The organism is Lentihominibacter faecis (assembly GCF_014306095.1).
Taxonomy (GTDB): domain Bacteria; phylum Bacillota; class Clostridia; order Peptostreptococcales; family Anaerovoracaceae; genus Lentihominibacter; species Lentihominibacter faecis.
Map to the genome: position 1 here is coordinate 1 of NZ_JACRWC010000066.1, position 26393 is coordinate 26393.

Here is a 26393-nt window from a genome sequence, read left to right on the forward strand (position 1 = left end):
GATGTGTATAAGAGACAGTCTTTGCATCCGCTTCATTTTCTGCGATGACAACGCCCTTTCCCGCAGCCAGACCGTCAGCCTTCAGCACCATCGGATAACCGAAGATGCCCACCGCATCCAGCAGTTCCTGTTTGTCGGTGAATTCTTTATATCCCGCCGTCGGGATCTGGTGTCTTACCAGGAAGTCCTTGGTAAAGGATTTGCTGGCTTCCAGCTGGGAGCACTTTTTATTAGGACCGAAAGTTTTCACTCCGGCAGCTTCCAGCTCGTCTACGATCCCCATAGCCAGCGGTACTTCCGGACCGATGACCGCCAGATCGATATCGTTTTCCTTTGCAAAACCGCATATTCCGTCGATATCTTCCGCTCCGACAGCAACGCACTCTGCAACTTTCGCGATCCCCGCATTGCCCGGCGCACAGAAGATCTTATCTACTTTTTCACTCTGAGCCAGCTTCCAGCAGATCGCATGTTCTCTGCCGCCGCCGCCCACGACCAGTACTTTCATCTTTGCACCTCCTGCTTCTTAGTGATGGAACAGTCTCATGCCGGAGAAATACATGGCGATGCCATACTCGTTGCATGCCTCGATCACCAGATCATCTCTGATGGATCCGCCAGGCTGTGCGATGTACTTCACCCCGCTTCTATGAGCTCTCTGCACGTTGTCGCTGAACGGGAAGAAAGCATCCGATCCCAGAGCGACGCCGTCCATTTTATCCAGCCATTCTCTCTTTTCTTCTCTCGTCAGCGGCTCCGGCTGTTCGGTGAAGAACTGCTGCCACTGCCCGTCTTCCAGCACGTCTGCATAGTCATCGCTCATATAAACATCGATCGCATTGTCTCTGTTTGGTCTGCCCACATCTTCCTTGAACGGCAGGTTCAATACTTTTGGACACTGACGAAGGAGCCAGTTGTCAGCTTTCTGCCCGGCCAGTCTGGTGCAGTGGATCCGGGACTGCTGTCCTGCTCCGATACCGATAGCCTGGCCGCCCTTGACATAGCACACCGAGTTGGACTGCGTGTATTTAAGCGTGATCAGAGCGATGATGAGATCTCTCTTGGCGTCTTCCGGAACATCTTTGTTTTCTGTTACCAGTTTGCCCAGGAATTCCTCATCGATAGGCATCTCGTTTCTGCCCTGCTCGAACGTGATCCCGAAAACCTGCTTTCTCTCGATCGGATCCGGCTTGTAGGCAGGATCGATCTTGATGATATTATAATTCCCTTTTTTCTTGGTTTTGAGGATCTCCAGTGCTTCCGGCTCGTATCCCGGTGCGATGACGCCGTCAGAAACCTCTCTCTTGATCATGTTGGCCGTATCTACATCGCAGACGTCGGACAGGGAAATAAAGTCGCCGAAGGACGACATCCTGTCAGCACCTCTGGCTCTGGCATAAGCGCATGCCAGCGGAGACAGATCGCCCAGATCGTCTACCCAGTAGATCTTCTTTTCCACATCGCTGAGAGGCAGACCGATCGCTGCTCCTGCCGGGGAAACGTGCTTGAAGGAAGTCGCCGCCGGATGACCCGTTGCTTCCTTTAATTCCTTGACCAGCTGCCAGCCGTTGAAAGCATCCAAGAAGTTGATGTATCCCGGCTTGCCGTTGAGCACTTCGATAGGCAGCTCACCGTTTTCCACGAATATCCGTGATGGTTTCTGGTTCGGATTACAACCGTATTTTAATTCTAATTCTTTCATTCCTATTCTCCTGAATCATCCGTTCACAGTGTTCTATTTGTTCTTGTTGACGATACGAGTCTCATATGTTCCCGTTGCGATATCGATATACCGTACGAAGAGAGATACTTTGTTATCCTCGTTGAGGCTTTCCCAGACAGTGTCTGTGAAGGTGTCGATATCACCTGCGATCGTCACCTTTTCCGGTTCTCCTTCAAAGCTTGGCAGCGGGTTCGCATCTTCCATGTAGGTGTGGATGAATCTTGCCTCGCCTGCCGGGCATCCGGGATATGTGAAGGTGTTGCGGATGCAATAATCCGGGTCTCCGTCATCGCTCTTTAAGATGGACATGGCGAAGTCGTACCTGCCGTCTTCCACATTGATGATCCCGGAGATCCTCGGTGTGTAGTTAGGATCATCCGGCTCAAATTCCCGTGTCCGCAGAGCTTCTTCGAAAGTCTTTCCCTCTGCCATGAGATCGTAAACCGTGTCGGTCTGATCACCGTTGGTAACGATGGTCGTATTTCCCAGCACGCGAACCGGCGCATAAATGATCAGGCTTGGATCGCTCAGTTTGGATTCATCGAATGCCTCTGTGCGGATCCCTTCTCCTTCTTCTGCAAAGATCCTGTTGCGGCTGTTGACGCTTCTTCCCATGATGAAGTAAGCTGTCACCACGTTTTTTCCGTCCTCAGAGCATCCGATGAGGATCCCTCTGCCCGGATAAGACGTCGCTTTTAATGTATCTGCAATCGCTGTTTTCTTCATGATTTTCTATTCCTTTCCGTCCCAGCAGTAGGTGCAGAGGTTGCATCTGTCCACACCGATCGCCTCGACTGTATCCTCCAGCTTCTGGAATTTCAGGCTGTCAAACTTGAGGATCTGGCGGATCTCCTCCACCATAGCTTCGTGTTTTTCTGTATCGCTGGCAGCGTATTGTGCCAGGATATCTGCCGGGATCTCATCTCCTTCAATACCTTCCAGCTTCTTGATGACACGTCTTGTGATCAGTTCCAGATCGCTGACGGACCGGGAGAAATTGAGATATTTACAGCCATACATGATCGGAGGGCAGGCAGATCTTACATGGATCTCCTTCGCACCGTTTTCGATCAGGTAGGAAATGGTTTCCGAAAGCTGTGTGCCACGCACGATGGAGTCATCGATGAGGACGAACTTCTTGTCCTTGATGATCGGGAACACCGGTACCAGCTTCATCTTAGCGATGAGATTTCTGGCTTTCTGGTTCTGCGGCATGAAGCTCCGAGGCCAGGTCGGCGTGTATTTGATCAACGGACGCGCGTACGGCACGCGGGAGCGATTTGCATATCCCAGTGCGTGAGCCGTACCGCTGTCCGGTACGCCTGCAACGTAATCCACATCAAGATCCTCGTCCTGTTCTGCCAGAAGTTCTCCGTTGCGGTTTCTCATCTGCTCTACATTGCGGCCTTCATAGATGGACGTGGTATATCCGAAATACGTCCAGAGAAATGCGCAGATCCGCATTCCCTCCTGCGGTTCGCCCACTGTTTTGTCTTCATCCGGAGTCAGGAAAGCGATCTCAGCCGGTCCCAGCTCTCTCTTGTATTTATATCCGATGTTGATGAATGCAAAGGATTCGGACGCGGCACAGTACGCACCGTCTTTATGGCCGATGATCAGCGGCGTTCTGCCGTACTTGTCACGAGCCGCGTAAAGCCCTTCTCTGGTAAGCACCAGGATCGTCACTGAACCTTCCACTTTCGCCTGTGCGATGCGGATACCGTCCACGATGTCCCTACCCGTTGAGATCAGGGCTGCCACCAGCTCCGTATTGTTGATCCCTCCGCCGCTCATGGACATGAACTGGCTCGGTCTGTCCTTCAGCAGTTCCTGCACGATTTCATCTTTATTGTTGATCCGTCCCACCGTCGCTATGGCATAATCCCCCTGACGGCTGTAAACAGTCAAAGGCTGCGGATCCCCGTCACTGATGGCTCCGATCCCCATGTTGCCTTTCATTTCCTCGATATCCTGTTCGAACTTGCTCCGGAACGGAGAGTTCTCGATGTTGTGGATAGAACGGTTGAATCCGTCCTCTTGCAGGATACACATCCCGCCTCGTTTCGTTCCTAAATGTGAATGGTAGTCTGTTCCGAAAAACAGATCCATCACGCAATCCTGTTTTGAAGCAAAGCCGATTACTCCACCCATTACCTCTGACCTCCTTTTTCATCTGATTTCATTTTTTCCACCTGTATCTTCGCAGCGATCTGATTGAGACCCTCAGCCAGGATCCTGTGCTCCACTTTCAGCACGCGGGCTGCCAGCTCATCCGGGGTATCACCTTCAAGCACAGGCACTTTTTCCTGCAAAATGATCTCCCCGGTGTCTACGCCCTCGTCCACGAAATGGACGGTCGCTCCGCTTTCTTTTTCGCCGCCTTCCAGGACAGCTTTGTGCACCCGTTTGCCGTAAAACCCTTTCCCGCAGTATTTAGGAATCAGGGACGGATGGATATTGATGATCTTGTTTCTGTATCGTTCAATGATCTCCTTCGGAAGCACTTTCATGTATCCGGCCAGCACGATCATGTCTGCACCGCTTTTCTGCAGTTCTTCCATAACCTGCTGCGGTTCTTTTGCTACCGCTGTTTCAATCCCGGCTTTTGCTGCACGTTCCAGTGCGAATGCATCTTCTCTGCTGGCTATGACCTTCACGATATGGGCATCCGGGATCTGTCCGTCAGCTTCCTTGTCGATCAGTGCCTGCAGGTTGGTCCCGCCTCCCGATACAAGCACTGCTACTTTGATTTTTTCACTCATATTGATTCCTCTTTCGCAGCCGTCTACAGATTCAAAACGACTTTCTCGCCCTTGTCTTCTGCGATATCCCCGATGATCCATGCCTTTTCTCCGGCATCGGTCAATGCTTTCAGGGCTGCATCTGCATCCTCTGCTTCCACGACCATCATCATGCCGATCCCCATATTGAATGTGGAGAACATTTCTTTTGGTTCAATGTTGCCTGTTTTGCTGATGTAATCGAAGATCGGAGGTTTTTCCCAGCTGTTTACGTCTATTACGACGGCAGCGTCTTCCGGCAGGATCCTCGGGATGTTTTCATAGAATCCGCCGCCTGTGATATGAACGATCCCGTTTACTGCAAAGTTTGGGAGCACGGCATTGCAGGCATCTGCGTAGATGCGTGTCGGGCGCAGCAGTGCTTCGCCCAGAGTTTCTCCCAGGTCTTCTACATAATCGTCCACTTTCATGCCCGCCTTGTCAAAGAACACCTTGCGCACCAGGGAATACCCATTGCTGTGGATGCCGCTGGATGCTATGCCGATGATCTTGTTGCCTGCCTTCACCCTGGCACCGGTGATGATTTTATCTTTATCCACGATACCCACGGAGAATCCGGCCATATCGTACTCGCCTTCGCCGTAAAAGCCCGGCATCTCTGCTGTTTCTCCACCTACGAGAGCGCTTCCGGACTGCTTGCATCCGTCTGCGATCCCCTTTACGATATCAGCGATCTTTTCTGCCGTTACTTTACCGGTTGCGATATAGTCCAGGAAAAACAGAGGCTTTGCACCCTGGCACAGCACGTCGTTGACGCACATTGCCACGCAGTCGATGCCTACGGTGTCATGTCTGTCCATGAGGAAAGCCAGTTTCAGCTTGGTTCCTACGCCATCTGTTCCGGACACCAGCACCGGCTCCTTCATATCCGCAACATCCAGTGCAAAGAGGCTGCCGAAGCTGCCCAGACCAGTCAGTACGTTTTTATTGAATGTCCCTTTTACGTGTTCCTTCATCAGGGATACGGCACGTTCGCCTTCTTTCGTATCCACGCCTGCGTCTTTATAGGTAAGTTTTGTATCTTCCATGATTTCCTCCACTAGTCGTTCTTTACTCTCTTGAGTACTTCTGCGTAAGTTTCTTCCACGTTGCCAAGGTCTCTTCTGAATCTGTCTTTATCCATCTTTTCCCCGGTCTTCACATCCCACAGTCTGCAGGTGTCCGGAGAGATCTCGTCAGCCAGGATCACTTCGCCGTCATAAAGACCGAATTCGATCTTGAAGTCGATCAGTTTCAGACCTTTTTCCAGGAAGAATTCCTTCAGAGTCTCGTTAACGATGGAGGCGTATTTCTTGACCGTCTCCAGCTGCTCTTTTGTCACCAGCTTGAGTGCCAGCGCATGGGATTCGCACATGAGCGGATCGCCCAGATCGTCGTTCTTATAGGAAACTTCGAAAGTCGGCTCATCGAATTCGATGCCTTCTTCCACGCCGTATCTCTTGGCGAAAGAACCTGCGGACACGTTACGCATGATGACTTCCAGCGGCAGGATCTTCACTGCCTTGACCAGAGTTTCTCTATCGCTCAGCTGCTTGATCAGATGAGTCGGAACGCCTTTTTCTTCCAGGATCTTGAAGATGATATTGGTCATGGTGTTGTTGACAACACCCTTGCCTGCGATCTGTCCTTTTTTCTCGCCGTTGAATGCTGTGGCGTCGTCCTTATAATCTACGATGAGTGCCTTCGGATCGTCTGTCTTAAATACTTTCTTTGCCTTGCCTTCATAAAGCTGTTCTAATTTCTGCATGATAGTTTCCTCCCTGTTTTATTTCTCATTTCCGTATTTTATCTGTTTCTTTATTTCTGGTTTTGAAATTCATGGTCTAACGCGATGATTTCTTCTTCCTGTTTTTTCTTGAAATCCTTGATTTTCTGGCGAAGAGCCGGATCTCCTGCCGCCAGGATCTGTACTGCCAGGATCGCAGCGTTTTCGGCCCCGTTTATGGCTACGGTGGCTACCGGTACGCCTTTCGGCATCTGTACGACAGAAAGCAGGGAATCCAGACCGTCCATGGTGCTGGATTTCATCGGCAGTCCAATGACCGGAAGAGGCGTGGTTGCTGCCAGCACGCCTGCCAGATGAGCAGCCTTTCCTGCCGCTGCGATGATGGTACCAAATCCGTTTGCTTCCGCATTGGCAGCAAATTCTTCTGCCTGCTTCGGCGTTCTGTGGGCGGAGATGATCCGCGTCTCATAGTCCACGCCGAACTCTCTCAGCATGGCTTCTGCTTTTTCTACTACGGGATAATCCGATTTGCTTCCCATAACAATAGCAACTTTCATGGTTTCTTCTCCTTTCCTGGATCTGCGGCATCACTCTGCCGCCGTTTTTTCGGCGAAGCCGACTTTATTATTTAAAGTAATTCACACCGGATTCAAAGATCTTCTGATCCTTTTCTCCTGCTACGTTCTTATAAAGGTTTTTACCGATACGTTCGGAGTGTCCCATCTTGCCCAGGATACGTCCGTCCGGGGAAGTGATCCCTTCGATGGCCATTGCCGAGCCGTTCGGGTTGAATGCGATATCCATGGACGGAGTTCCATCAAAGTCCACATACTGGGTAGCGATCTGTCCGTTTGCAGCCAGCTGCTTCAGCACTTCATCGCTGGCGATGAACCGGCCTTCTCCGTGGGATACCGGGATGGTGAATACGTCGCCTGCTTCCACACCTGCAAGCCATGGTGACTTGACGGATGCGATCCCTGTGCGAACCAGACAGGATGCGTGACGTCCGATCTTGTTGTATGTCAGCGTCGGGCTGTCCTCTCTGCCATCCACGATTTTTCCTTCCGGTACAAGCCCCAGCTTGATGAGTGCCTGGAATCCGTTGCAGATACCCAGCATCAGACCGTCTCTGTTTTCCATCAGGTCTGTAACAGCATCTTTGATCCGAGGGTTTCTGAATACGGCTGTAATGAATTTAGCCGATCCGTCCGGCTCGTCTCCACCGGAAAATCCTCCCGGGATCATGATGATCTGGCTTTCTCTGATCTTGCGTTCCAGTTCCAGGATAGAATCTTCCAGCTGCGCGGCCGTCAGGTTGCGGATGATATGGATATCCGCTTCAGCACCAGCCTTTTCAAAGGCTCTTGCGGAGTCCATCTCGCAGTTGGTACCCGGGAATGCCGGGATCACGACTTTCGGCCTTGCCACCCGGATCTTCGGACCGCTGGTGTTGCGCTCTGTATAGTGAAGTTTTTCAACCTCGGTAGTATCTGTTTTTTCTCTGAAGTCTGCCGTCCGTACCGGGAAAACACCTTCCAGCGGCTGCTGCCACTTAGCGACGATCACATCCAGATCGTCTGCTTCTCCGTTGACGATCAGCCTGCAGTCATCTGTCGTCTTACCGATGATCTGATACGCGGATCCTTCCAGCAGCTTGTCTGCATCTTCACCATTCGAAAGTTCCAGTACGATAGATCCAAACTGTGGCGCCAGCACATCACCATCGATCTTTACATCTGCACCGATCTTGTTGCCGACAACCATCTTGACCAGCGTCATGTAAAGACCGCCTCTGCCGATAGCGTCTGCTGCCAGGATCTTGCCAGCCTGTGCCAGCTGCCTTACCTTATCCATATTCTTTTTGTAAATATCAAAGTCGATGATTCCGTCTTTATCGATCGGAGCCGTCACAACAGCCAGCGTACTTCCTGCCTGTTTCATTTCCGTGGAAATGATTTCGTCCGCATTGACAGTGGTGATCGCGAAAGATGCCAGTGTCGGCGGCACGTCGATATCCATGAATGTTCCTGACATGCTGTCTTTGCCTCCGATAGCCGGGATCTCAAGTTCTTTCTGTACTCTCAGCGCTCCCAGCAGAGCTGCCATAGGCTTGCCCCATCTTGCCGGATCTTCGCCCAGTTTTTCAAAGTATTCCTGGAAGGTCAGGCGGATCCTGCTGTAGTCGCCGCCCATTGCTGCGATCTTGGTCACGGAGTCGATCACTGCGTAGAGTGCTCCGTGGAACGGGCTTTTCATTGCTGTTTCCGGATCGAATCCGTATGCCATGATGGTAGCCGTTTCCGTTTCTCCCTTCGTTACAGGAAGCTTCGCTGCCATACCGGCGGCCGGAGAAAGCTGATACGTACCACCCAGCGGCATGAGCACTGTCGCTGCTCCGATGGTGCTGTCAAAACGTTCGATAAGTCCTTTCTTGCTGCAGCAATTGAGATCTTCCACCAGTTGTTCTTTTGTCTTTGTCTCTGTGAAAATGTCCTGCGGGGCGATTGCAGCATCACAGGATCCAGAGGCTGCAAGCCCCTGAGCCGCCGGCTTCGAAGAAGCCTTTACAAGAACATCCGCGAACTGCTGTGCTCCGTTAGTATTGAGGAAGTCTCTGGACAGATCGAGGATGCACTTGCCTCGCCAGTACATCTTGACGCGGTTTTCGTCGGTGACTTTGGCGACGGTGGTCGCTTCCAGGTTTTCCTCGTCTGCGTATTTGATGAATTCTGCTTCTTTTTCTGCGTCTACAACGACTGCCATTCTTTCCTGGGACTCGGAGATCGCCAGTTCTGTGCCGTCGAGGCCTTCGTATTTCTTCGGTACCAGATCCAGGTTGATCTCCAGGCCGTCAGACAGTTCGCCGATGGCTACGGATACTCCGCCTGCGCCGAAGTCGTTGCAGCGTTTGATGAGGGTCGCTACTTCTTTGCGGCGGAACATTCTCTGGATGTTTCGCTCTACCGGAGGATTTCCTTTCTGGACTTCTGCGCCGCACTGGAGAATGGATTCCTGAGTATGCTCTTTTGAGGATCCTGTTGCGCCGCCGCAGCCGTCGCGTCCGGTGCGTCCGCCGACGAGGATGATCACATCGCCTTTTTCCGGAACTTTTCGGATCACGTGGTCTGCCGGTGCTGCACCGACAACGGCTCCGATTTCCATTCTCTTGGCTACGTAATTATCGTGATATACTTCGTCTACCAGTCCTGTTGCCAGCCCGATCTGGTTGCCGTAGGAGCTGTAGCCGTGGGCTGCTTCCTGTGTGATTTTTCTCTGAGGCAGCTTGCCTTCCAGTGTGTCTTCGATGGGCGTTCTCGGATCAGCGGCGCCGGTCACACGCATGGCCTGGTACACGTAAACACGTCCTGAGAGAGGGTCACGGATGGCTCCTCCCAGACAGGTGGCTGCTCCGCCGAAGGGTTCGATTTCCGTCGGATGATTATGGGTTTCGTTTTTGAACATCACAAGCCAGTCTTCTTCTCTGCCGTCGATCTTAGCCTTGACCTTGATGCTGCAGGCGTTGATCTCTTCCGACTCGTCCAGATCGTCTGCCTTACCGTGTTTCTTGAGATATTTTGCTCCGATGCAGGCCATATCCATGAGGCACAGGTTCTTGTCCCGTTCTCCGTACACGTCTTTTCTCATTGTCATGTATTCTGCAAAGGCTTCGCGGACGATCTGCCCGTAAGGGGTGTCGTCGAAGCTGATGTTTTCGAGGGTCGTATTAAACGTCGTATGTCTGCAGTGATCGGACCAGTATGTATCGATGACTTTCAATTCTGTCAGGGTCGGGTCGCGGTGCTCCGTATTTTCATAATACTCCTGAACGAATTTAATATCTTCCGGACTCATGGCAAATCCCATTTCCCGGCGATAGCTTTCCAGCTGCTCCGGCGCGTAATCGCGGAAGCCTTCGATGGTGGCTACGTCTTCCGGGACAGTCATTTCCATGTCGAGGGTTTCCGGCTTTTCATTTTCTGCGATCTGAGAATCTACCGGATTGACGCAGTAGTTCTTGATCTCGTCAAGCTGTCCCTTTTTTAACTTGCCTTCTAAAACGATGATCCGTGCGAATTTCACGACCGGCTGCGCATCCCCTTTCATCAGGCGGACACACTGTGCAGCGGAGTCTGCTCTCTGGTCATACTGTCCAGGAAGGAATTCCACTCCAAAAAAATTTGCAGAACTGATATCGCCCGGCAGCTCCTCTTCATAAAGGCTGTCTATGGCTGGTTCTGCAAACACTGTAAATTTCGCCGCTTCATATGTCTCATCATCGATCCCGTCTATATCATAGCGGTTTAAAATGCGTAATCCTGTAACTGACTGAAGGTGGAGGTCGTCTTTCATGCTTCGAAAGAGTCCCGCTGCTTCCACATCAAATCCTTGTTTCTTTTCCACGTAGATTCTTCTTACCATCACTCCGTCCTTTCCCTTTGGTTTTTACTCCATCGTTTATGGCTTTTATAGCGTTCGGATCGTTTTTTACGGTCTGAATGACCTCCTCGATCCGCTATCGATTCATGATTGCCTTGTTTCTCATCATAATGTTAGCACTTTTCACGCAAAATGGCAACATCTTCGAGCGAAATTCTTTGAAATTTCAACGTTTTCCGAACGTTATCCTGGTATGCCGGGGTGTATCGTTCGTGTTCTACAAGATGTTGTCCGGGGGAAGGTCGTTGTCGGAAAGAACGATTCGTAAACAGGGACCCCTGCGGGCACAAATTGACTTTTGGTCTAAATTGGAGTATCTTAGTGATATTCGTTGGAGCAGGCGACATTTTGTCGAACATTCATACAATTTTGTATGCTTCGGGGGGTTGTGGCCGATCCTCTATGCGATATACAATAGAACTATCAGAACGGAGTCTGACCTTATGCCATTACAGTTTTGTTCTTTTGCCAGCGGAAGCAGCGGCAATTGTTATTTAATAAAAAACCAGCGTTCTGCCATCCTCATCGATGCAGGGATCTCGGGGAAAAAGATTTTTCAGGGACTGGAAGAGACGGGCACGCCTTTTGAAGCCGTGTCGGCCGTCCTTGTCACTCACGAGCACATAGACCACGTGAAAAGTCTTCCTATCGTGACGAAAAAGCTGCCCAACGTACTCGCCTGGGCCAACCGGCAAACCTGGGAGCACATTGAACGACCAGTAGCGGAAGGCTGCCGCAGAGTATTTACGACGGGGGAGGATTTCCAGATCGATGATTTCAGGATCAGGCCTTTCGCCATTCCCCACGATGCAGCGGAACCGGTGGGATTTTCCATTTATTACGACGGCCGTCAGATCAGTATCGTCACAGATGTAGGCTGCATCACAGATGAGATCTTCGAGGAGATCACCAATGCGGATCTTCTTCTTCTGGAAGCAAACCATGAAAAGGAGATCCTTCTCATGGGTCGTTACCCGTACAATCTGAAGCGACGGATCCTGGGTGATCACGGTCACCTTTCCAACGTTTCCGCAGGCACATGCCTGTGCCGTCTCGTGGGGAAAAAGAAAAAACGCCGCCGGGTCCTTCTGGGGCATCTTTCCCGCGAAAACAACGACCCGTCAGTCGCCATGCTGACTATTACCAATACGTTGCAGGAACAGGACATCTTCCCGGGAGACGAGCTTTCCCTGGAAGTCATGCTGCGCGACAGCTGCAGCTGCGTTTACGAGGTATAGATCATGAACATCACGATTTTATGTGTCGGAAAGTTAAAGGAAAAGTACTGGCGCGACGCCGAAGCGGAATACTCCAAGCGGCTGAAACGCTTTGTAAATCTGCAGATCACAGAGCTGAAGGAGAGCCTTCTTCCAGCCAACGCATCCCCGGCGGATGAGGCGGCAGTCAAGGAAGCGGAAGGTGAGGCGATCCTGGCGAAAATCAAGTCGTCCGATCATGTGATCTCCCTGGAGATCGACGGAAAAGGGCTTTCTTCCACGCAGCTTTCTGCAAAGATCGAGGAACTGGGGCTTCAGGGGAAAAGCAGCATCGTCTTCGTCATAGGCGGCTCTCTGGGGCTGTCTCCCGCAGTCAGCCGGCGGGCAGATTTCAAGCTTTCCTTTTCTGCCATGACCTTCCCCCATCAGATGATGCGCATCATCCTGCTGGAGCAGATCTATCGCAGTTTCAAGATCATTCGCCACGAAGCGTACCATAAATAAATAGATCGCTATCGTTTCATCCTATTTTCATCTTATATCGAAGCAAAAGACTCTGGACACAGGTATATGCCTGATTTTCAGGGTCTTTTTTTAAGAATTACCAGAAATCACCGGTAGTTTTCGTCTTAAAAATGACGTATAGTAATCAGCGTCAAGGAGGACTGATCATGTTAACGGACAGATTTATCACAAAACAAACTATGGACAGATTTTACGAATATCTCATCGAAGAGGAACGGAGCAGCGGAACCATCGAAAAATACATTCGCGATGTCCGGCTGCTTCAGTCATGGCTGGGGCCTGCGCCGGTCACGAAGGAGAATGCTGCCCGATGGAAGCAAGAGCTTCTGCAAAGCGGCCGCGCACCATCCACGGTCAATTCCATGCTGGCGGCAGCCAACACATATTTTCGCTTTATGGGCTGGGACGAGCTCAAACTGAAATCGATCCGTCTGCAGAGGCGTTTTTTCCGGGAAAATGAACGGGAACTGACAAAAGCGGAGTATCAGCTTCTCATGGAAACAGCTAAAAAGCGAGGCGACGAACGGCTGGCTCTACTGATGGAAGCCATCTGCGCCACGGGGATCCGCGTCAGTGAAGTCCCATACATCACCACTGATGCGATCAAAAAAGGACGAGCCCGCATTTCCATGAAAGGCAAGCTGCGGACGATCCTTATTCCTGCTCAGCTTTGCAGGAAACTCCGCAAATACGCCACCAAACACAGGATCGGGCGGGGAGAGATTTTCCTGACGAAAAACGGGACCAGGCTGGAACGAAAGCAGATCTGGGCACAGATGAAAGCCTTGTGTAAATACGCCGGGATCGAAAGAAACAAAGTGTTCCCGCACAATCTCAGACATCTGTTCGCCAGATGCTTTTACCGGATCTCTCACGACATCTCCTCGCTGGCGGACGTGCTGGGACACAGCAGTATCGAAACCACCCGGATCTATCTGATTTCAACAGAAAGCGAACACATAAAAAAAATAGCCCATCTGGGGCTTGTGCAGTAGACAAAATAAGTATTTTGTCCGTTTAAATTTAATATCGCATTCATCTAACAGGAATTGTTTTCCTAATTGTAACACTATAGAAGCCATTCTACAATACATAATTTGAAATTTTCACTCTTTCTACTAAACTCGACATCCTTTTCAAATCGATTTACAGAACCACAAAAAGTCGTTCAGGATTTTTTCAGAACGACGATTTTTCGCTGCCTAAAAGGCCGTTTTTTTATTGGTGCAACCCTCTTCGCATTTCTTTGATAAGGTCTCTGCAAATATTTTTTTCTCCCTGAAGTTTCCTCACAGGACAAAATTTACAAATTATTAACAGGATATTCCTCTGCTGTCTGCTGTGCCGGTTCTCCTGCAGGACAAAATACTTATTTTGTCCTGCAGGTAAGGAGGCGTCCGAATGGGACGAGGAAATTTTACAAAAGCAGAAATGGAAACTCTTCTTCGCAATCCTTATGTAGCCGACGTAAATGAAAAAAGCATTTCTTATTCGACCGAGTTCAAGTTTTTATTTATGAACGAGTATATCAAAGGGAAGCGACCAACACAGATCTTTCGCGACGCGGGGTTCGATATCGGGATCCTTGGCTCGAAGCGGATCGAACGGGCATGTGCCCGCTGGAAGGAATCTTACCAGAGCGGCACGCTGGGAGAACGCAGTGCTGTCCTGGGAAAAGCCAGCTCATCCTCGGAGGCAAATGCCTCTCTATCGGAGAAAATGAAGTCAGGTAAAAAATACACCATCGACCGCTGTCGCCAGCAGGAGGAAATAATCAAAAAGCTCCGCGCCGAGGTACTGCTTCTCCGGCAGCTCTGCGAGAAAAAACTGGATGGAGCAGATCAGCCGCTTCTGCGTGCAGAAGTCTGCCAGATCATCGAATCGATCACGCAGCAGGAGGAATACCACCGCTGTGTTTCTCATCTCTGCAAAGCCGCCGGCATCAGCCGCAACACCTTCTACGAATACCGCCGAAACGAAACGGCATGCGGGATGTGAATTTGTGACTTAAAGCTTTAATGCTTAAACGTTTAAAAAGAAAGGTGAAGGTTAAAATGAAAACACAAAGATTAAAAAGAAAGAAATTGCTTGTTATTCTGCTGGCTTTTGCGATTATCATTGGCATGATTCCCATGACATCCACGAAAGCTTATGCAGCAGATGAAAGCGATACTCTCCCAGACACTTGGTCTAATATTGCCCACATTGAAGGATTAAGTGGTGGATATTGGCTTCCCTTGAAAGGCGATAACGGCACAGCCCTGGATGTAAGCTACATCCTGCAAAACAATGTTTCTGAAAAAGGGAAGCAGGTAGATACGAAGCATATCAAAGACCAGTATGTCACCTTCAATGGTCAAAGATATAATTTAGAAAACTTTAAGGCGACTCAGCCTGGGACCGGCGAATTGACCACCACATGGGATAATGGATGTACGGAAGTTGATGGATTCGGTTTCTATACTTTTGTCACCGTGAACTATCGTGATGTCGATGACTCTGAAGAAGCACTTGCACCAATGCAGTACAAGACGATTACTATGACTGCATATGATCCCGATGCCGTTTACAACGTAAGCGCTTATGATAAAAAGAATATTGAGGGATACCAGTATATAAAAACAGATGGGACTTTAACTGGAAAGGTCAGCGATCTGAGCGGGCAGCACAATGTATACGTTTATTATAAGAAACTCTTTACCGTAACTTACAAGGACGGCACAACTGGAGCAACATTTCAAGATCAAATCTATACAGTTCCCCGCAATGATGCAACACCCGAATTCAACGGAACGCCAATCAGAGATGGATACAGATTTATCGGGTGGGATCAGAGTATCTCCGACACAGTAACCGGTGATGTCACCTACACAGCGCAGTGGGAAAAATTAACTGCTTCCACTGCCTCAACTACCACCGATACTGACAAATCCGACAAAACTGCTGCTAATGATAAAACCGCTCAAACCGGTGACAGTAGTCAGCCAGGGCTTTGGATCATACTGGCGCTGGCATCTGCACTTGGACTGACTGCCACAGCAGTTTCGTTCAGACGGAAACACATATAGCTTAACAAACATGAAATGGCGGAAAGTCGCAGGAAAAAATGAAGATTCCTGCGACTTTCCGTTTTTTGCATTGGCAGCGCTGACAATGCTGCGATCACCGGCTGAGATTGGGGCGATGCCGGCCCCTTGGATCGGGGCATTCATCCTAACTGCTTCGAAATCCAAGATTAACGATGAAACTCCCCTTCATTCATGCTCCCTGCGAGGGCGTTCATCCTTATTTGTCTATATCGCGGTTTTAGGATGAAAATCCACCTAATAATTACCATTTTTTCATCCTGGTCCTCACCAGATATATCGCTGGATCAAAAAATCGAGATTCTCTTCCGACAACAAGTCGTCTTCGTATGTACAAATCAGATTTTTATGTGTATTGTATCCGGCTTTTCTGTAATTGCGTAATTTCCAGCAGGATTTCATGAAATAATCATCGTCATCTTCCATCCCAAAATGCTCCCAAAGCAAAATCGTTCCATCACTGCAAAGTATTGTGAAATCCGGATAATACACTTTCCCATTAATGATGATCTTAGCCTCATAACGGAACGGAATACCATTTTCTATCAACGAATTCGCAATCGATCGTTCAGATTTCGATCGTACAAGAATTCCATTTTTTGTTCGATATCGCAGACCTTCCGGATAATACGGGTTGCGCTCATAAGGAGCATTCATCCACTCCAGGGCTTCTGTTGAGTAGCGAAAATCTCCATCCGGAAAAGTCTGTGGCAGACGTGTAAACGCTCCAGAACGCACAGACTTTTTTCGGTGTTTCTCCGCCCTGTAAATCGATTCTAAAGCAGCCTTCACCGCACTGCAGTTGATTTCGCAACATTCTAGCTGTCTTTCCAGAAAACACTTTCGTGCATATTTTCGACACAGATCTCGATTTCGTGTGATTCCTTCCTCCCTTCTTCCCTCTTTCCGATAGAGCAGCAAATAGTTACCCCTGTTTTGTTTGACTGTCAGTTTCCCTCCCGGCAGCTTCTTCAATTCTTTTTGTATGGTGGTTTTTCGATCAAGCTCGCCCTCGTAGAGGGCGAGCAGTTTCTGTTTCGTCCTATTATCCCAATACATAGTTCTATCCCCTTTTCTTCTAAAATCTCTTCGACGGCTACTTTGCAGATCATCCCCTTCATATGATCCGCTCAGCTTTCAGCAATCCCCCATGCAGAAGCTCTTTAATGTTAATATTTTACATTTTATCGCTTGTGTTGTCAATCCATTTTTTGGAATTCATCCTAACTGCTTCGAAATTCGAGATTAACGATGAAACTCCCCTTAATTCATGCTCCCTGCGGGGGCGTTCATCCTTATTTCGAGATATCGCGGTTTTCGGATGAAAATCCACCTAATAATTACCATTTTTTCATCCTAAGCGAAAATCACTCCGCTATTCTACCTGTAATCACCGTCAGATCTGCCTTTCCTGTTCCCTGCCTCAATCATTTCTTATCCTCCCCTTGTCCCGATCACCAAAAAATGATAAAATATATCTATTATTTATAAGTGTTTATAAGCCTTTCCGGTCAATTAGATAGAGAAAGATTATGGTGATACAAAAATGAAACAATGTCCAACTTGCGGTCACAGAACGAACGATGACGTCTGCCCGGTCTGCGGTGCAGCTACCGTCGTCCTGCAGAATGACCCACAGGAAAAAGCACAGCGCACGATCCAATATCAGCGCTTTGATCCATCTAAAGCCCCTGGTGCTACAGCCAGTGGTCAGGCGGTGCAGACAGGACACCGCTATATACAGAAAGATCCCGGCGCGACGCATCAAATGCAGCAGGGAGCTGGGATGACTCCTCCACAGAGAAATCAACAGCCTCATCCTGCAAATCAGCCGCCTCAGAGTTCGAGAAATACAGACCAGCAGCAAACTGCAGAAACCGCAAGGCGAGCTCAACAGGCAAATGCAGACAGTTCCCGGAATATCACTTACCAGCATACGGATGGTTTCCACCCGACCACTTTGCCAAGGCGCTCGCAGAAATACAGACAAAAATACGCAACATATATGCCGGCAGAACCAGCAGTGGCAAATCCATCGGGCTCGGGGGTTCCGGCAGAGACAGTCGTTTCACAGCCGGCGGAAGAAATCGGTGCAAAGATTCCGGCAGGAATGGAGCCTCAGCAGGCTCCACCAGCAGACCATGCGGAACCAGCAGTGGCAGTTCCGGCGGACTCAGAAATTCCGGTGGAGGCAGACGGCCAACACATTCAGCAGGCAAATCCAATTATGGAAGAAGCTGCTCCCGGATCTGAACCGGCAACAGCCCATGGACTCTTGTCTCCGGAAGAACTGGAAGAATTTCTGGATAATCAGCCGGACGATGCCGAAAATGAAGAGTTTTCTGCGGCACCTGCCAAAAATGAACATACAGCAGATACTATGCCAACCGTTTCGGACGGGTTAAACGAACCTGTCGAAGCGAAACCTGACGTCCCGGTTGCTTCTGCCCCAGGCAATGCCATCAAGACCGAAGACAGAGCCGCCGAACATCCAGGCAATGCCAACGAAGCGGCAGACAGAACCGCCGAACATCCAGGCAATGCCATCAAGGCCGAAGACAGAACCACCGAACATCCAGGCAATGCCAACGAAGCGGCAGACAGAGCCGCCGAACATCCAGGCAATGCCATCAAGGCCGAAGATGGTCCGGAAGAAGAGCACCTGCCGACCCGACAGGAGCTGGTGCAGAAACACAACGCCCAGATCCGTCGCGAGAACAACCGCAGATATGCACAGGAACACGCTTCCCGGGCAACGCGACGCTGGCAGGAAGAATCCGAACAGGAACCGTTTGCCATCGTGCGCGGCACCTGCTACTATTCCGCACTGGAAAGCGAAAACACCGTGCGCGGCAACTTTTCAAAAAAGCGCTACAAAGATGATATTTTGCCGCAAACAGAGCCTGTATCCTATGAAGACAGTGAATGGTATCAGGGCTTTGAGGATGCTGATGATCCTTGGGGCGATTACATCGAACCGGGAGAAAAAAAAGAGGGCGTTTCCCATAAGACCTGGTTTGTGATCCTGTTTCTGATCCTTTTCTGGCCGGTAGGACTGATCCTGATGTGGGCACGAAAAAAATTCCCTCTGGCAGTACGGATCATCATCACGTTGATCATCGCAGCAGGACTTGCGGCAGAAGGCTTTTTCCTCTATAAATACGGTCCGGCCATGTACGAAATATACATGTACGGCGATAACAATAATATCACCTATGAAACGCCGGACAGCGATTCCGGCTCTCAGAGTGGATCGCAAACTGCTGCCGCGACTGAAAACCAGCAAAAAGCACTGGACAAGGCCAACGAGTATGTGGACACCCTGCCACTTTCCCGCGAAGGGCTGATCAAACAGCTGGAATACGACGGATACACCACCGATGTTGCCACCTATGCGGCTGACAACTGCAGCGCCAACTGGAATAAAGAGGCTAAGGAAATGGCAGAGCAGTACATGGACTCTACCACCTACACTTACAAAGACATGGTTCAGCAGTTGGAGACGGAAGGCTTCACGAAAGAGCAGGCAAAATTCGGTGCAAAAGCCGTCGGCCTGGAATAACCACATCTCACAGGCATACGATTTGCCTGGCTATACTGACTTAACGGGCGAGACAGTTTTGGCTGCCTCGCTTTTTTTCTGCCAAAAACAGTGCTCTACTTGCTCGCTGCTATCTCCTTTACTGCTTCGAGTGCCTGGCGGATCTCCGCTTCACTCGTATAAAATCCAGGGCACATCCGAACGCACCCTACATCCTGTGTCCCCATAGTTTCATGTGCCATACCGCTGCAGTGAAGCCCTGCACGCACTGCGATCCCATATCGATCGTTTAATGCCAATGCAACTTCCTCACACGATCTTCCTTCCAGATTACAGGCCACTACTGCCGTTTTTTCAAGACAGCTCGACGATCCGTACACCGTGACGCCTTCGATCGCCCGCAATCCGTTTTGCAGTTTCTCAGTCAGCTCCCGTTCATGCTGCACCACCGCCTCGATCCCGATTTTATTGATCAGCCTTGCCGCCGCACCCAGCCCGATGATGCCCGGCGCATTGACTGTGCCCGCCTCGAAGCTTTCCGGAAATTCCACTGCAGGATCCAGCTCTTTTGAACGAGTTCCCGTTCCTCCAGACAGCAGCGGCATCAGCGAAACCCCTTGGCGAACGTACAAAAAACCCGTCCCCTGCGGGCCTAAAAGCCCCTTGTGACCAGGCACTGCCAGCAGATCGATATGCTGTCGCTTTGCATCGAGGATCATATGCCCGGCTCCCTGGGCACCGTCCACACAAAACAGAACGCCTTGGCGCAGCGCGATCCGCCCCACCTCTTCCAGCGGCATGATCGTCCCCGTCACATTAGAAGCAGCTGTCACCACGATCATTCGCGTTTCCGGCCGGATCGCCTGCCGGATCTTCTGCGGATCCAGCCTTCCTGCCGGGTCGCACCGGACAATTGTCGTCTCAACACCTTCTTTTTCCAAGGCTTTCAGCGGTCTAAGCACTGCATTGTGCTCCATGGATGATGTCACTACATGATCACCTTTGCGCAGGATCCCACGCAGCGCAAGATTCAACGCTTCTGTGCAGTTTTTCGTAAACAGGATCCGTCCCGGGTCATCAAGCCCCAAAAGCAGTGCCAGTGCAGCCCGCGTCTTATAGATCTCCTGCGCCGTACGCGCCGCTAAAAAATGGGACGACCTTCCGGGATTGGCACAGTACTGTGTCATCGCTTCTAAAACAGCATCCGTGACCTGTCTCGGTTTGGGAAACGACGTTGCCCCATTATCCAGATAAATCATAGGAACCTCCTCCGGTCTGGGCCGTGCAATATTCTGCCTGCCCGCCACATAAGAAATATCGTCTGCGGATATTTCCTGCATTATAAAAAAATACAGGCGGCATCATGCTCACCTGTATTATTTTATGCAAAGGTTTCTTCCAGGGTTCCCGGCTTATGCAAAGGTTTCTCGCGAGGTTCCCGGCTTATGCAAAGCCCCCAAATCCCGGCTCCAGGGCGTACCGGCTCTTCCAGACTCTGCCATCCGGCTCCTACAGTCTCCATCGTCTGTCGGCGATCCTGGCCAGCAAGGATTTTTTCACGGTGATGGCCTCCTCCGGACACATCTCCTGACAGCAGTAACACTTGATGCACTTGCTGTAATCATACTCCGCCTTGCCGCCGCTCACTTCTATGGCCTTGCCTTCTACCGGGCAGGCACGCACGCAGATCCCGCATCCCACACATTTTTTCCGCTTCACCACCGGCTTCTTTTCCAGGAACGGCTTCAAAAAACGGACCGGCTTTAAAGCTCCACGAAATTCCTTGCTCCGCTGCACGTTGAATTTTTTATTCCCGTATTTTTTTCCGACCTCCTCCGGGGTCATGCGCCCTTCTTCTGTTAAGACTTCGATTTCTGCAAATGTGCCGACTCCCTGTTCCATGCCGCTGACATTGGTCGGGACAAGTTCGGGATCCAGGTTTACCAGGTGGCAAAACACAGCATCCAGCGCTACCGGGTCGGTAGATAACATCAAAACGTTCATGGGCGTCGGTGTTCCCGACTGAGGCCCGTTTCCCTCCATAGCCACGACTCCGTCCATCACATGAAGGATCGGATGCACCAGCAGGTTGAGGTCAGCGATCATCTTGGCAAAGGTCTCCGCTGTAGCAAATCTGGCATGGGATGCACCTTTATTGATCCCGAACACACATCCAAAGGTATTTTTCATTGCTCCCGTGATCCGTTCCAGCTGGTGGGTCTTCATCTTGCAAACGTTGATGATGCCATCAGCCGCCAAAACTTCATTGCAAAGGACGAAATGATCCGCAGCTCGCCCTGCAAATCCCACCTGCGTCCCATGTTCGAAATCTCCCATGGGGATACCCAGATCATCAGCAGCCTGTTTGATGCCGCATTCTTCTGCGACTTTTTCCACTCTGATCATAGGATTTCCCGGAGAGTCTCCATATTTTAAGTTGGTATATCCAGCTTCCTGCAAAGCTTTCCCCACGGCGTGAAACACCGCTGGGTGTGTAGTACATGCTTTATCGGGGTCGGTCTTCGCCAGCAGGTTGGGTTTTAGGATCAGCCTGCTTTCCGTCGTGATCTGTCGTCTCGGCAGACCTGCGGGCTCTCCGCTCATCACACCTGCTCTGTCCGCCTCCGGATCCCTGGTCAGGGAACGATCTGCAGCATCGCCGCTGCTCGCGGCTGGAGGCTTTGCAGAAAAAATATTTGAAAATCCTCCGAGAAACGCCAGCCCTTTCGCAAGCGCCTGCTCTACTTCCTCCTGCTGATAAGAAAAGCAGCGCACCAGCGCTACTTTTGATTTTACGTTATTCATGTGATTCTCCTTCTTCTCTGTGGAATGCTCTACTGGGTCGAGATGCCGTTTCCGCTGATGGGGATCGTCTCTCCCATAAACGTCGGCTGCGGCTTGAAGATCCATTTGACGAAATCCTTGTCCCGCGCCATGATCTCGCGAGCTTCCCGAAGCTCCTGTCCCTTATTCGTATCCTTTGCAGCTGCGCCCTTTGCCGTGATCCCCATTCTCCGGCAGCCGTAAAGAGCCCTGTACAGATGATACCGCTGGGTCACGACCACCATGCTGTCCACGTCGAAGATCGCCTTGGCGCGGTACACCGATTCATAGGTGGAAAATCCCGCATGATCGAGAAAAATATCCTCTTCGGGAACTCCTTCGTTGACGGCGTACTTTTTCATGGCGTTCACTTCATTATATACGACCTGTCCATTGTCGCCGGAAAACAGCAGCTTCGGAGCCACTCCCTGCTTGTAGAGGGCGATACCGAGATCCAGCCGATCCCGCAGCATTTTGCACGGTGTCCCGTCCGGTCTTACGGCAGCGCCGAGCACCATGATACACTCCGGATCTGTGGCACGAAAACTTTGCACCTCCTGTGAAGTGATCGTTGTCTCGCCGGAATCTACGGAAGCTGCGATATCCTTTTCTGTTGATTTCGTTATATATACATTTATACCTACGACCAATATGACGGCGGCGATCGCTAGCTTGACCAGCAGCGAAAACAGCCGAACCGGTAGGCTTCTCTCTTTTTTCCGTTTCATCATAGTACCTTATTATAGTAGAGGATTATGTGGGTTTAAAGAATTTACGACGATTTAATTGTTTTTGTTTTCTTTTATAAGTTTTTGTTTGTTTTGTTGTTGACAAAGCACAATATCGGTATTATAGTATTCATGTATTGATGGACTTTCCCGTTGAGTTGGTGTAAAATATACACGTGGAAACTCCAAACCATAACGAAAAATAAAATTAAAATAGAATAAGAAAAGGAGACAGTTATGAAATACGAATTTTCAATTACTAAAAATCCTAACCCTAAAAAAAAGCCGGATCCTGATACGCTGAGATTCGGTACGGAATTCACAGACCACATGTTCATCATGGACTACCAGGAAGGTGAAGGCTGGCACGACGGAAGAATCGTTCCTTACGGACCGTTGAGCCTGGATCCGGCAGCTGTCGTATTCCACTATGCACAGGAAATGTTTGAAGGCCTGAAGGCTTACAAGAGCGAAGACGGCAGAGTGCTCCTTTTCAGACCATACATGAATGCACAGAGAACGAACCGCACAAACGACAGACTTTGCATCCCGCAGATCGACGAAGACCTGTTCGTAGAAGCTATCAAAGCTCTCGTAAAGATCGATGCCGACTGGATCCCTCAGAAGGAAGGAACGGCTCTTTATATTCGTCCATTCATCATCGCGGACGAAGCATTCCTGGGCGTTCGTCGTTCAAACCACTACAAATTCATCATCATTTTAAGCCCGGTTGGACCTTACTATGTTGGCGGCCTGACTCCGACGAAGCTGTATGTTGAAGACAAGTACGTTCGTGCGACTGACGGCGGTACTGGTGAAGCTAAATGCGGCGGCAACTATGCAGCCAGCCTCAAGGCTCAGGAAGAAGCTCATGCAAAGGGTTACGAGCAGATCCTGTGGCTGGACGGCGTTCACAGAAAGTATGTTGAAGAAGTTGGTACTTCCAACGCATTCTTCGTGATCGGCGACGAAGTAGTAACGGCTCCGCTGGATGGAACGATCCTGCCGGGTATTACGAGAAACTCCGTAATTGCTATTCTGAAAAAGAAAGGCATCAAGGTTGCAGAAAGAAAGACTACCATTGACGAGATCGTTCAGGCTTACAAGGATGGCAAGTTCAAGGAAATGTTCGCATCCGGAACAGCTGCAGTAATCTCTCCTGTCGGCGAACTGCGCTACAAGGATGAAGACATGATCATCAACAACGGAGAGATCGGACCGATCGCACAGGAACTGTACGATACGATCTACGGAATCCAGACAGGCAAGCTGCCGGATGACATGGGCTGGACAGTAGAAGTGAAATAAGAGTTGCGTTGAGTTGAAATACGGTTCTCGTATACGGCGCCACATCAATATAGAATCAAATATTTCTCGGATAGTATTGCAATGGGTCGACCAATCCTGGTCGGCTCTTTGTTTTGCGTCCAAGTGTCTCTGGACTGATTTCTCTGAATATAGTGGTGAGATATCCGAGAAATCATGAATTCCCAGATCACGAAAAAAACGATCTTGATTTGGATTTTTTACTGCTTATGAGCTGTTCCTTCCTTCATGAATTCCCATTTTTCAAAATAAAACAGCAAGCCGGGAACCGCTTTACGAGATATTTACAGCGCAGAGGAAAACAGTTCCCGGATAAACCGTTTTTATGTCTTTTGAGGAATCATAACGAGTGCTGCACATGGATCTTAAAACATTTACAGCATTGAACTTCCCATATGACTTTGAAAAAATCAAATCTGGGAATTCATGATGTGAGCAAACATCTGAATCGAGAGATTTATTCCCAATTAGATCAGATAATTTTCGATCTGGGAATTCATGATGCAGATCAGAACAACGAGCACGCAAATCTAAAAGCTTAAACTCCTACACTCCAAACTCCATCTTCACCTCACCGTCCAGGTCTTTCCAGACAAAGTGGCAGCCTCCCGGGAGGGAGTGCTCCAGTATCATGTATCCGTTCCAGCTGTCCTCTTTGGGGATGGACAGGGAGCCGGGATTCATGTAGATGTAATCTCCGCGGTCGGTACAGGCCGGTACGTGGGTATGACCGTGGAGGAGGATATCGCCTTTGTGGAATGGTGGCAGGTTGTTTTCGTTATAGATATGGCCGTGGGTTGCGAAAATCACAGGCGGTGCACCAGCCCCCAGGATCGGGATCAGCATGTATTCCGTCAGTACGGGAAATTCCAGCACCATCTGGTCCACCTCCGTATCGCAGTTGCCGCGAACGTTGTAAATATCGGCTTTTCGGGCGTTGAGCATCGCAATAACTTCCTTAGGCGCGTAATCCCTGGGAAGGTCATTGCGGGGTCCGTGATACAGGATATCGCCTAACAGCAATAACCGCTGCGCACCTTCCTTGTCGTAAGCCTCCAGCATCTTTTTACAGTAATATGCAGATCCATGCAGATCCGATGCGATCATCCATTTCATAGTTTTACTCCAATCTACTACAATATGTTTGGTCCTATGTCAAGATTTAGTACAAGTTAAGCGGTTTTGTTCCGGTGTCGGTATCCTTACCGTCAACCATTCACAAGCCGCTGTCTGCCACTTCCGGGCAACAAAAAGCGCCGTATTGCTACGACACTTTTGTCTTGCTCGGAAGATGGAGCAAAAGAACGCTATTTAATTATTTGTTGTACTTTTTCTTTCTGCTGACAACCGTTGTGCCAATGGCTGCACCGCCGCTGACAAACAGCAGGGCAATCCACAAAGCAAGATTGCTTGTATCGCCGGTCTGCGAACTCTTATCGGATGTTCCCGGCTTGGTGCTGGCTGGCTTTTTCTCAAGAGCTGCAATCGCATCCTCGATACCCTTTGCCATCTTGTCCACTTCGGATTGCTCGGTAATATTTTTACCACGGACAACAGCTTTCACGGCAGCTTCCACACCGGAGAAATCCTTGTAGTTGTCCTTATTCAGGGCATTTGCTTTGGCAATGGCTTCATCAACCTTTGTGTAGTCCGCATCCTTGTATTGCAGGGCAGCAATGGCATCTTCAATAGCTTTTGCCATAGCGTCTACCTCAGATTGTTCCGCTTTGCTTTTATTCCGATCCACAGCCTCAATTGCAGCCGTTACATCCGAATAATTCGAATACAGATTCGCATTCAAGGCTTCTGCCTTTTTGATCGCTTCGTCAACTGTCGAATAGTCAGCGGAAACATTTCTGTCATCCCATCCAAATGTCGGATGTCCAATCCCGGATACCCACTCTACATCGCTTCCTGCATTTGCCTGAAGTCCTACGAGAACATCGTCAGAGTTAAAGTCGTTGGTAGCGGTTCCGGCTGAGTTGCCGCTTTCTTCATTAGAAACATTTGAACCATATCTGTCATCAGCAGGCCAGAAACAATTCTTTGCATCGGTATTTATGACATACCCTAACCAGCAAGTGTTTCCCCGGTTGTCGTTGCCGATTCCCTTCGTAGCGACAAGGCAGTTGACCATGCTCACACCTTGGCCAAAGCCAATAATACCGCCAACAGGAGCCTGAATGGAGTTTACAACGATTTCTCCACCAAACCAACAGTCGCTTATTGTCACCTGACCAGTATATGAGGCTCCGACAATGCCACCCAGCGAATCCCAGCAATCCATAGGCTCTAACCCGCCTTCTTGTTCTGCATAGTACTCGCCGTCATAGTTACCCGTAATTGCAGCGGTAGAATAACACTGGCTGATACTGTTGTTCCCATTTAAAAATCCTGCAAGACCGCCTATGGATTGCTGGGATTCGCTGGGTGGCATTGTCGGAGCCTCATATACTGGTC

Annotated in this window: 23 protein-coding genes; 7 read left to right on the forward strand and 16 right to left on the reverse strand. The window is 49.9% G+C overall.

The window, feature by feature from the left end; translation table 11 throughout:
* The 9 genes from H8876_RS05275 to H8876_RS05315 form a co-directional block, all read right to left on the reverse strand.
* A partial coding sequence (locus H8876_RS05275; protein ID WP_249286844.1) for a phosphoribosylamine--glycine ligase occupies window positions 1-508 on the reverse strand: 508 nt, incomplete at its 3' end.
* Window positions 509-526: 18 nt separating this feature from the next.
* Complete coding sequence (locus H8876_RS05280) at window positions 527-1702, reverse strand: phosphoribosylaminoimidazolecarboxamide formyltransferase (protein WP_249286845.1); 1176 nt, start codon at window positions 1700-1702, stop codon at window positions 527-529.
* A gap of 33 nt (window positions 1703-1735) precedes the next feature.
* Window positions 1736-2449 (reverse strand): IMP cyclohydrolase, encoded by a 714-nt coding sequence (locus tag H8876_RS05285; RefSeq protein WP_249286846.1) that lies wholly within the window; start codon window positions 2447-2449, stop codon window positions 1736-1738.
* 6 nt (window positions 2450-2455) lie between these two features.
* Window positions 2456-3874, reverse strand: coding sequence for an amidophosphoribosyltransferase (locus H8876_RS05290; RefSeq protein WP_249286847.1), 1419 nt, complete (start codon window positions 3872-3874; stop codon window positions 2456-2458).
* Window positions 3874-4485 carry a phosphoribosylglycinamide formyltransferase gene (gene purN, locus H8876_RS05295; RefSeq protein WP_249286848.1) on the reverse strand — a complete coding sequence of 204 codons (612 nt, stop codon included), beginning with the start codon at window positions 4483-4485 and terminating at the stop codon, window positions 3874-3876. The genes H8876_RS05290 and purN overlap by 1 nt, the downstream gene beginning before the upstream one ends.
* A 23-nt stretch (window positions 4486-4508) precedes the next feature.
* The gene (gene purM, locus H8876_RS05300; protein ID WP_249286849.1) at window positions 4509-5552 is read right to left on the reverse strand and encodes a phosphoribosylformylglycinamidine cyclo-ligase; all 1044 of its coding nucleotides are present in this window, start codon (window positions 5550-5552) and stop codon (window positions 4509-4511) included.
* An 11-nt stretch (window positions 5553-5563) separates the two neighbouring features.
* Complete coding sequence (gene purC / locus H8876_RS05305) at window positions 5564-6271, reverse strand: phosphoribosylaminoimidazolesuccinocarboxamide synthase (RefSeq protein WP_177264366.1); 708 nt, start codon at window positions 6269-6271, stop codon at window positions 5564-5566.
* A 50-nt stretch (window positions 6272-6321) separates the two neighbouring features.
* Complete coding sequence (purE, locus tag H8876_RS05310) at window positions 6322-6807, reverse strand: 5-(carboxyamino)imidazole ribonucleotide mutase (RefSeq protein WP_249286850.1); 486 nt, start codon at window positions 6805-6807, stop codon at window positions 6322-6324.
* A gap of 67 nt (window positions 6808-6874) precedes the next feature.
* Entirely contained in the window at window positions 6875-10669 is a 3795-nt protein-coding gene (locus H8876_RS05315) for a phosphoribosylformylglycinamidine synthase (protein ID WP_249286851.1), read from the reverse strand.
* A gap of 461 nt (window positions 10670-11130) precedes the next feature.
* On the opposite strand from H8876_RS05315, the gene H8876_RS05320 reads away from it, so the two are divergent.
* The 5 genes from H8876_RS05320 to H8876_RS05340 all read left to right on the forward strand — a co-directional run bounded on the left by H8876_RS05320 (window position 11131) and on the right by H8876_RS05340 (window position 15497).
* Window positions 11131-11925 (forward strand): MBL fold metallo-hydrolase, encoded by a 795-nt coding sequence (locus H8876_RS05320; protein WP_177265583.1) that lies wholly within the window; start codon window positions 11131-11133, stop codon window positions 11923-11925.
* Between the two features lie 3 nt (window positions 11926-11928).
* Complete coding sequence (rlmH, locus tag H8876_RS05325; protein ID WP_249286852.1) at window positions 11929-12408, forward strand: 23S rRNA (pseudouridine(1915)-N(3))-methyltransferase RlmH; 480 nt, start codon at window positions 11929-11931, stop codon at window positions 12406-12408.
* Between the two features lie 167 nt (window positions 12409-12575).
* Entirely contained in the window at window positions 12576-13424 is an 849-nt protein-coding gene (locus H8876_RS05330; protein ID WP_249286853.1) for a tyrosine-type recombinase/integrase, read from the forward strand.
* A 406-nt stretch (window positions 13425-13830) separates the two neighbouring features.
* Window positions 13831-14427 (forward strand): HTH domain-containing protein, encoded by a 597-nt coding sequence (locus tag H8876_RS05335; RefSeq protein ID WP_249286854.1) that lies wholly within the window; start codon window positions 13831-13833, stop codon window positions 14425-14427.
* A 56-nt stretch (window positions 14428-14483) separates the two neighbouring features.
* A complete protein-coding gene (locus H8876_RS05340) occupies window positions 14484-15497 on the forward strand; it encodes a hypothetical protein (RefSeq protein WP_249286855.1) in 1014 nt (337 codons plus the stop codon).
* 285 nt (window positions 15498-15782) lie between these two features.
* Here the strand turns inward: H8876_RS05340 and H8876_RS05345 are convergent, their stop codons facing one another.
* Entirely contained in the window at window positions 15783-16574 is a 792-nt protein-coding gene (locus H8876_RS05345) for a hypothetical protein (protein ID WP_249286856.1), read from the reverse strand.
* 487 nt (window positions 16575-17061) lie between these two features.
* Here H8876_RS05345 and H8876_RS05350 point away from each other — a divergent pair, with 487 nt between their 5' ends.
* Window positions 17062-19077, forward strand: coding sequence for an Ltp family lipoprotein (locus H8876_RS05350; protein ID WP_249286857.1), 2016 nt, complete (start codon window positions 17062-17064; stop codon window positions 19075-19077).
* A 95-nt stretch (window positions 19078-19172) separates the two neighbouring features.
* Here H8876_RS05350 and H8876_RS05355 read toward each other — a convergent pair whose 3' ends face one another.
* The 4 genes from H8876_RS05355 to H8876_RS05370 all read right to left on the reverse strand — a co-directional run bounded on the left by H8876_RS05355 (window position 19173) and on the right by H8876_RS05370 (window position 22610).
* Window positions 19173-20315 carry an aminotransferase class V-fold PLP-dependent enzyme gene (locus H8876_RS05355; RefSeq protein WP_249286858.1) on the reverse strand — a complete coding sequence of 381 codons (1143 nt, stop codon included), beginning with the start codon at window positions 20313-20315 and terminating at the stop codon, window positions 19173-19175.
* A gap of 122 nt (window positions 20316-20437) precedes the next feature.
* Entirely contained in the window at window positions 20438-20578 is a 141-nt protein-coding gene (locus H8876_RS05360) for a hypothetical protein (RefSeq protein ID WP_249286859.1), read from the reverse strand.
* Window positions 20566-21861, reverse strand: coding sequence for a DUF362 domain-containing protein (locus H8876_RS05365; protein ID WP_249286860.1), 1296 nt, complete (start codon window positions 21859-21861; stop codon window positions 20566-20568). The genes H8876_RS05360 and H8876_RS05365 overlap by 13 nt, the downstream gene beginning before the upstream one ends.
* Before the next feature lie 29 nt (window positions 21862-21890).
* Complete coding sequence (locus H8876_RS05370) at window positions 21891-22610, reverse strand: SanA/YdcF family protein (protein ID WP_249286861.1); 720 nt, start codon at window positions 22608-22610, stop codon at window positions 21891-21893.
* 234 nt (window positions 22611-22844) lie between these two features.
* Here H8876_RS05370 and H8876_RS05375 point away from each other — a divergent pair, with 234 nt between their 5' ends.
* The gene (locus H8876_RS05375) at window positions 22845-23915 is read left to right on the forward strand and encodes a branched-chain amino acid aminotransferase (RefSeq protein ID WP_249286862.1); all 1071 of its coding nucleotides are present in this window, start codon (window positions 22845-22847) and stop codon (window positions 23913-23915) included.
* Between the two features lie 564 nt (window positions 23916-24479).
* Here H8876_RS05375 and yfcE read toward each other — a convergent pair.
* Window positions 24480-25049 (reverse strand): phosphodiesterase, encoded by a 570-nt coding sequence (gene yfcE / locus H8876_RS05380; RefSeq protein WP_249286863.1) that lies wholly within the window; start codon window positions 25047-25049, stop codon window positions 24480-24482.
* Between the two features lie 199 nt (window positions 25050-25248).
* Window positions 25249-26393: hypothetical protein (locus H8876_RS05385; RefSeq protein WP_346727841.1), on the reverse strand; the 1145-nt coding region annotated here is incomplete at its 5' end.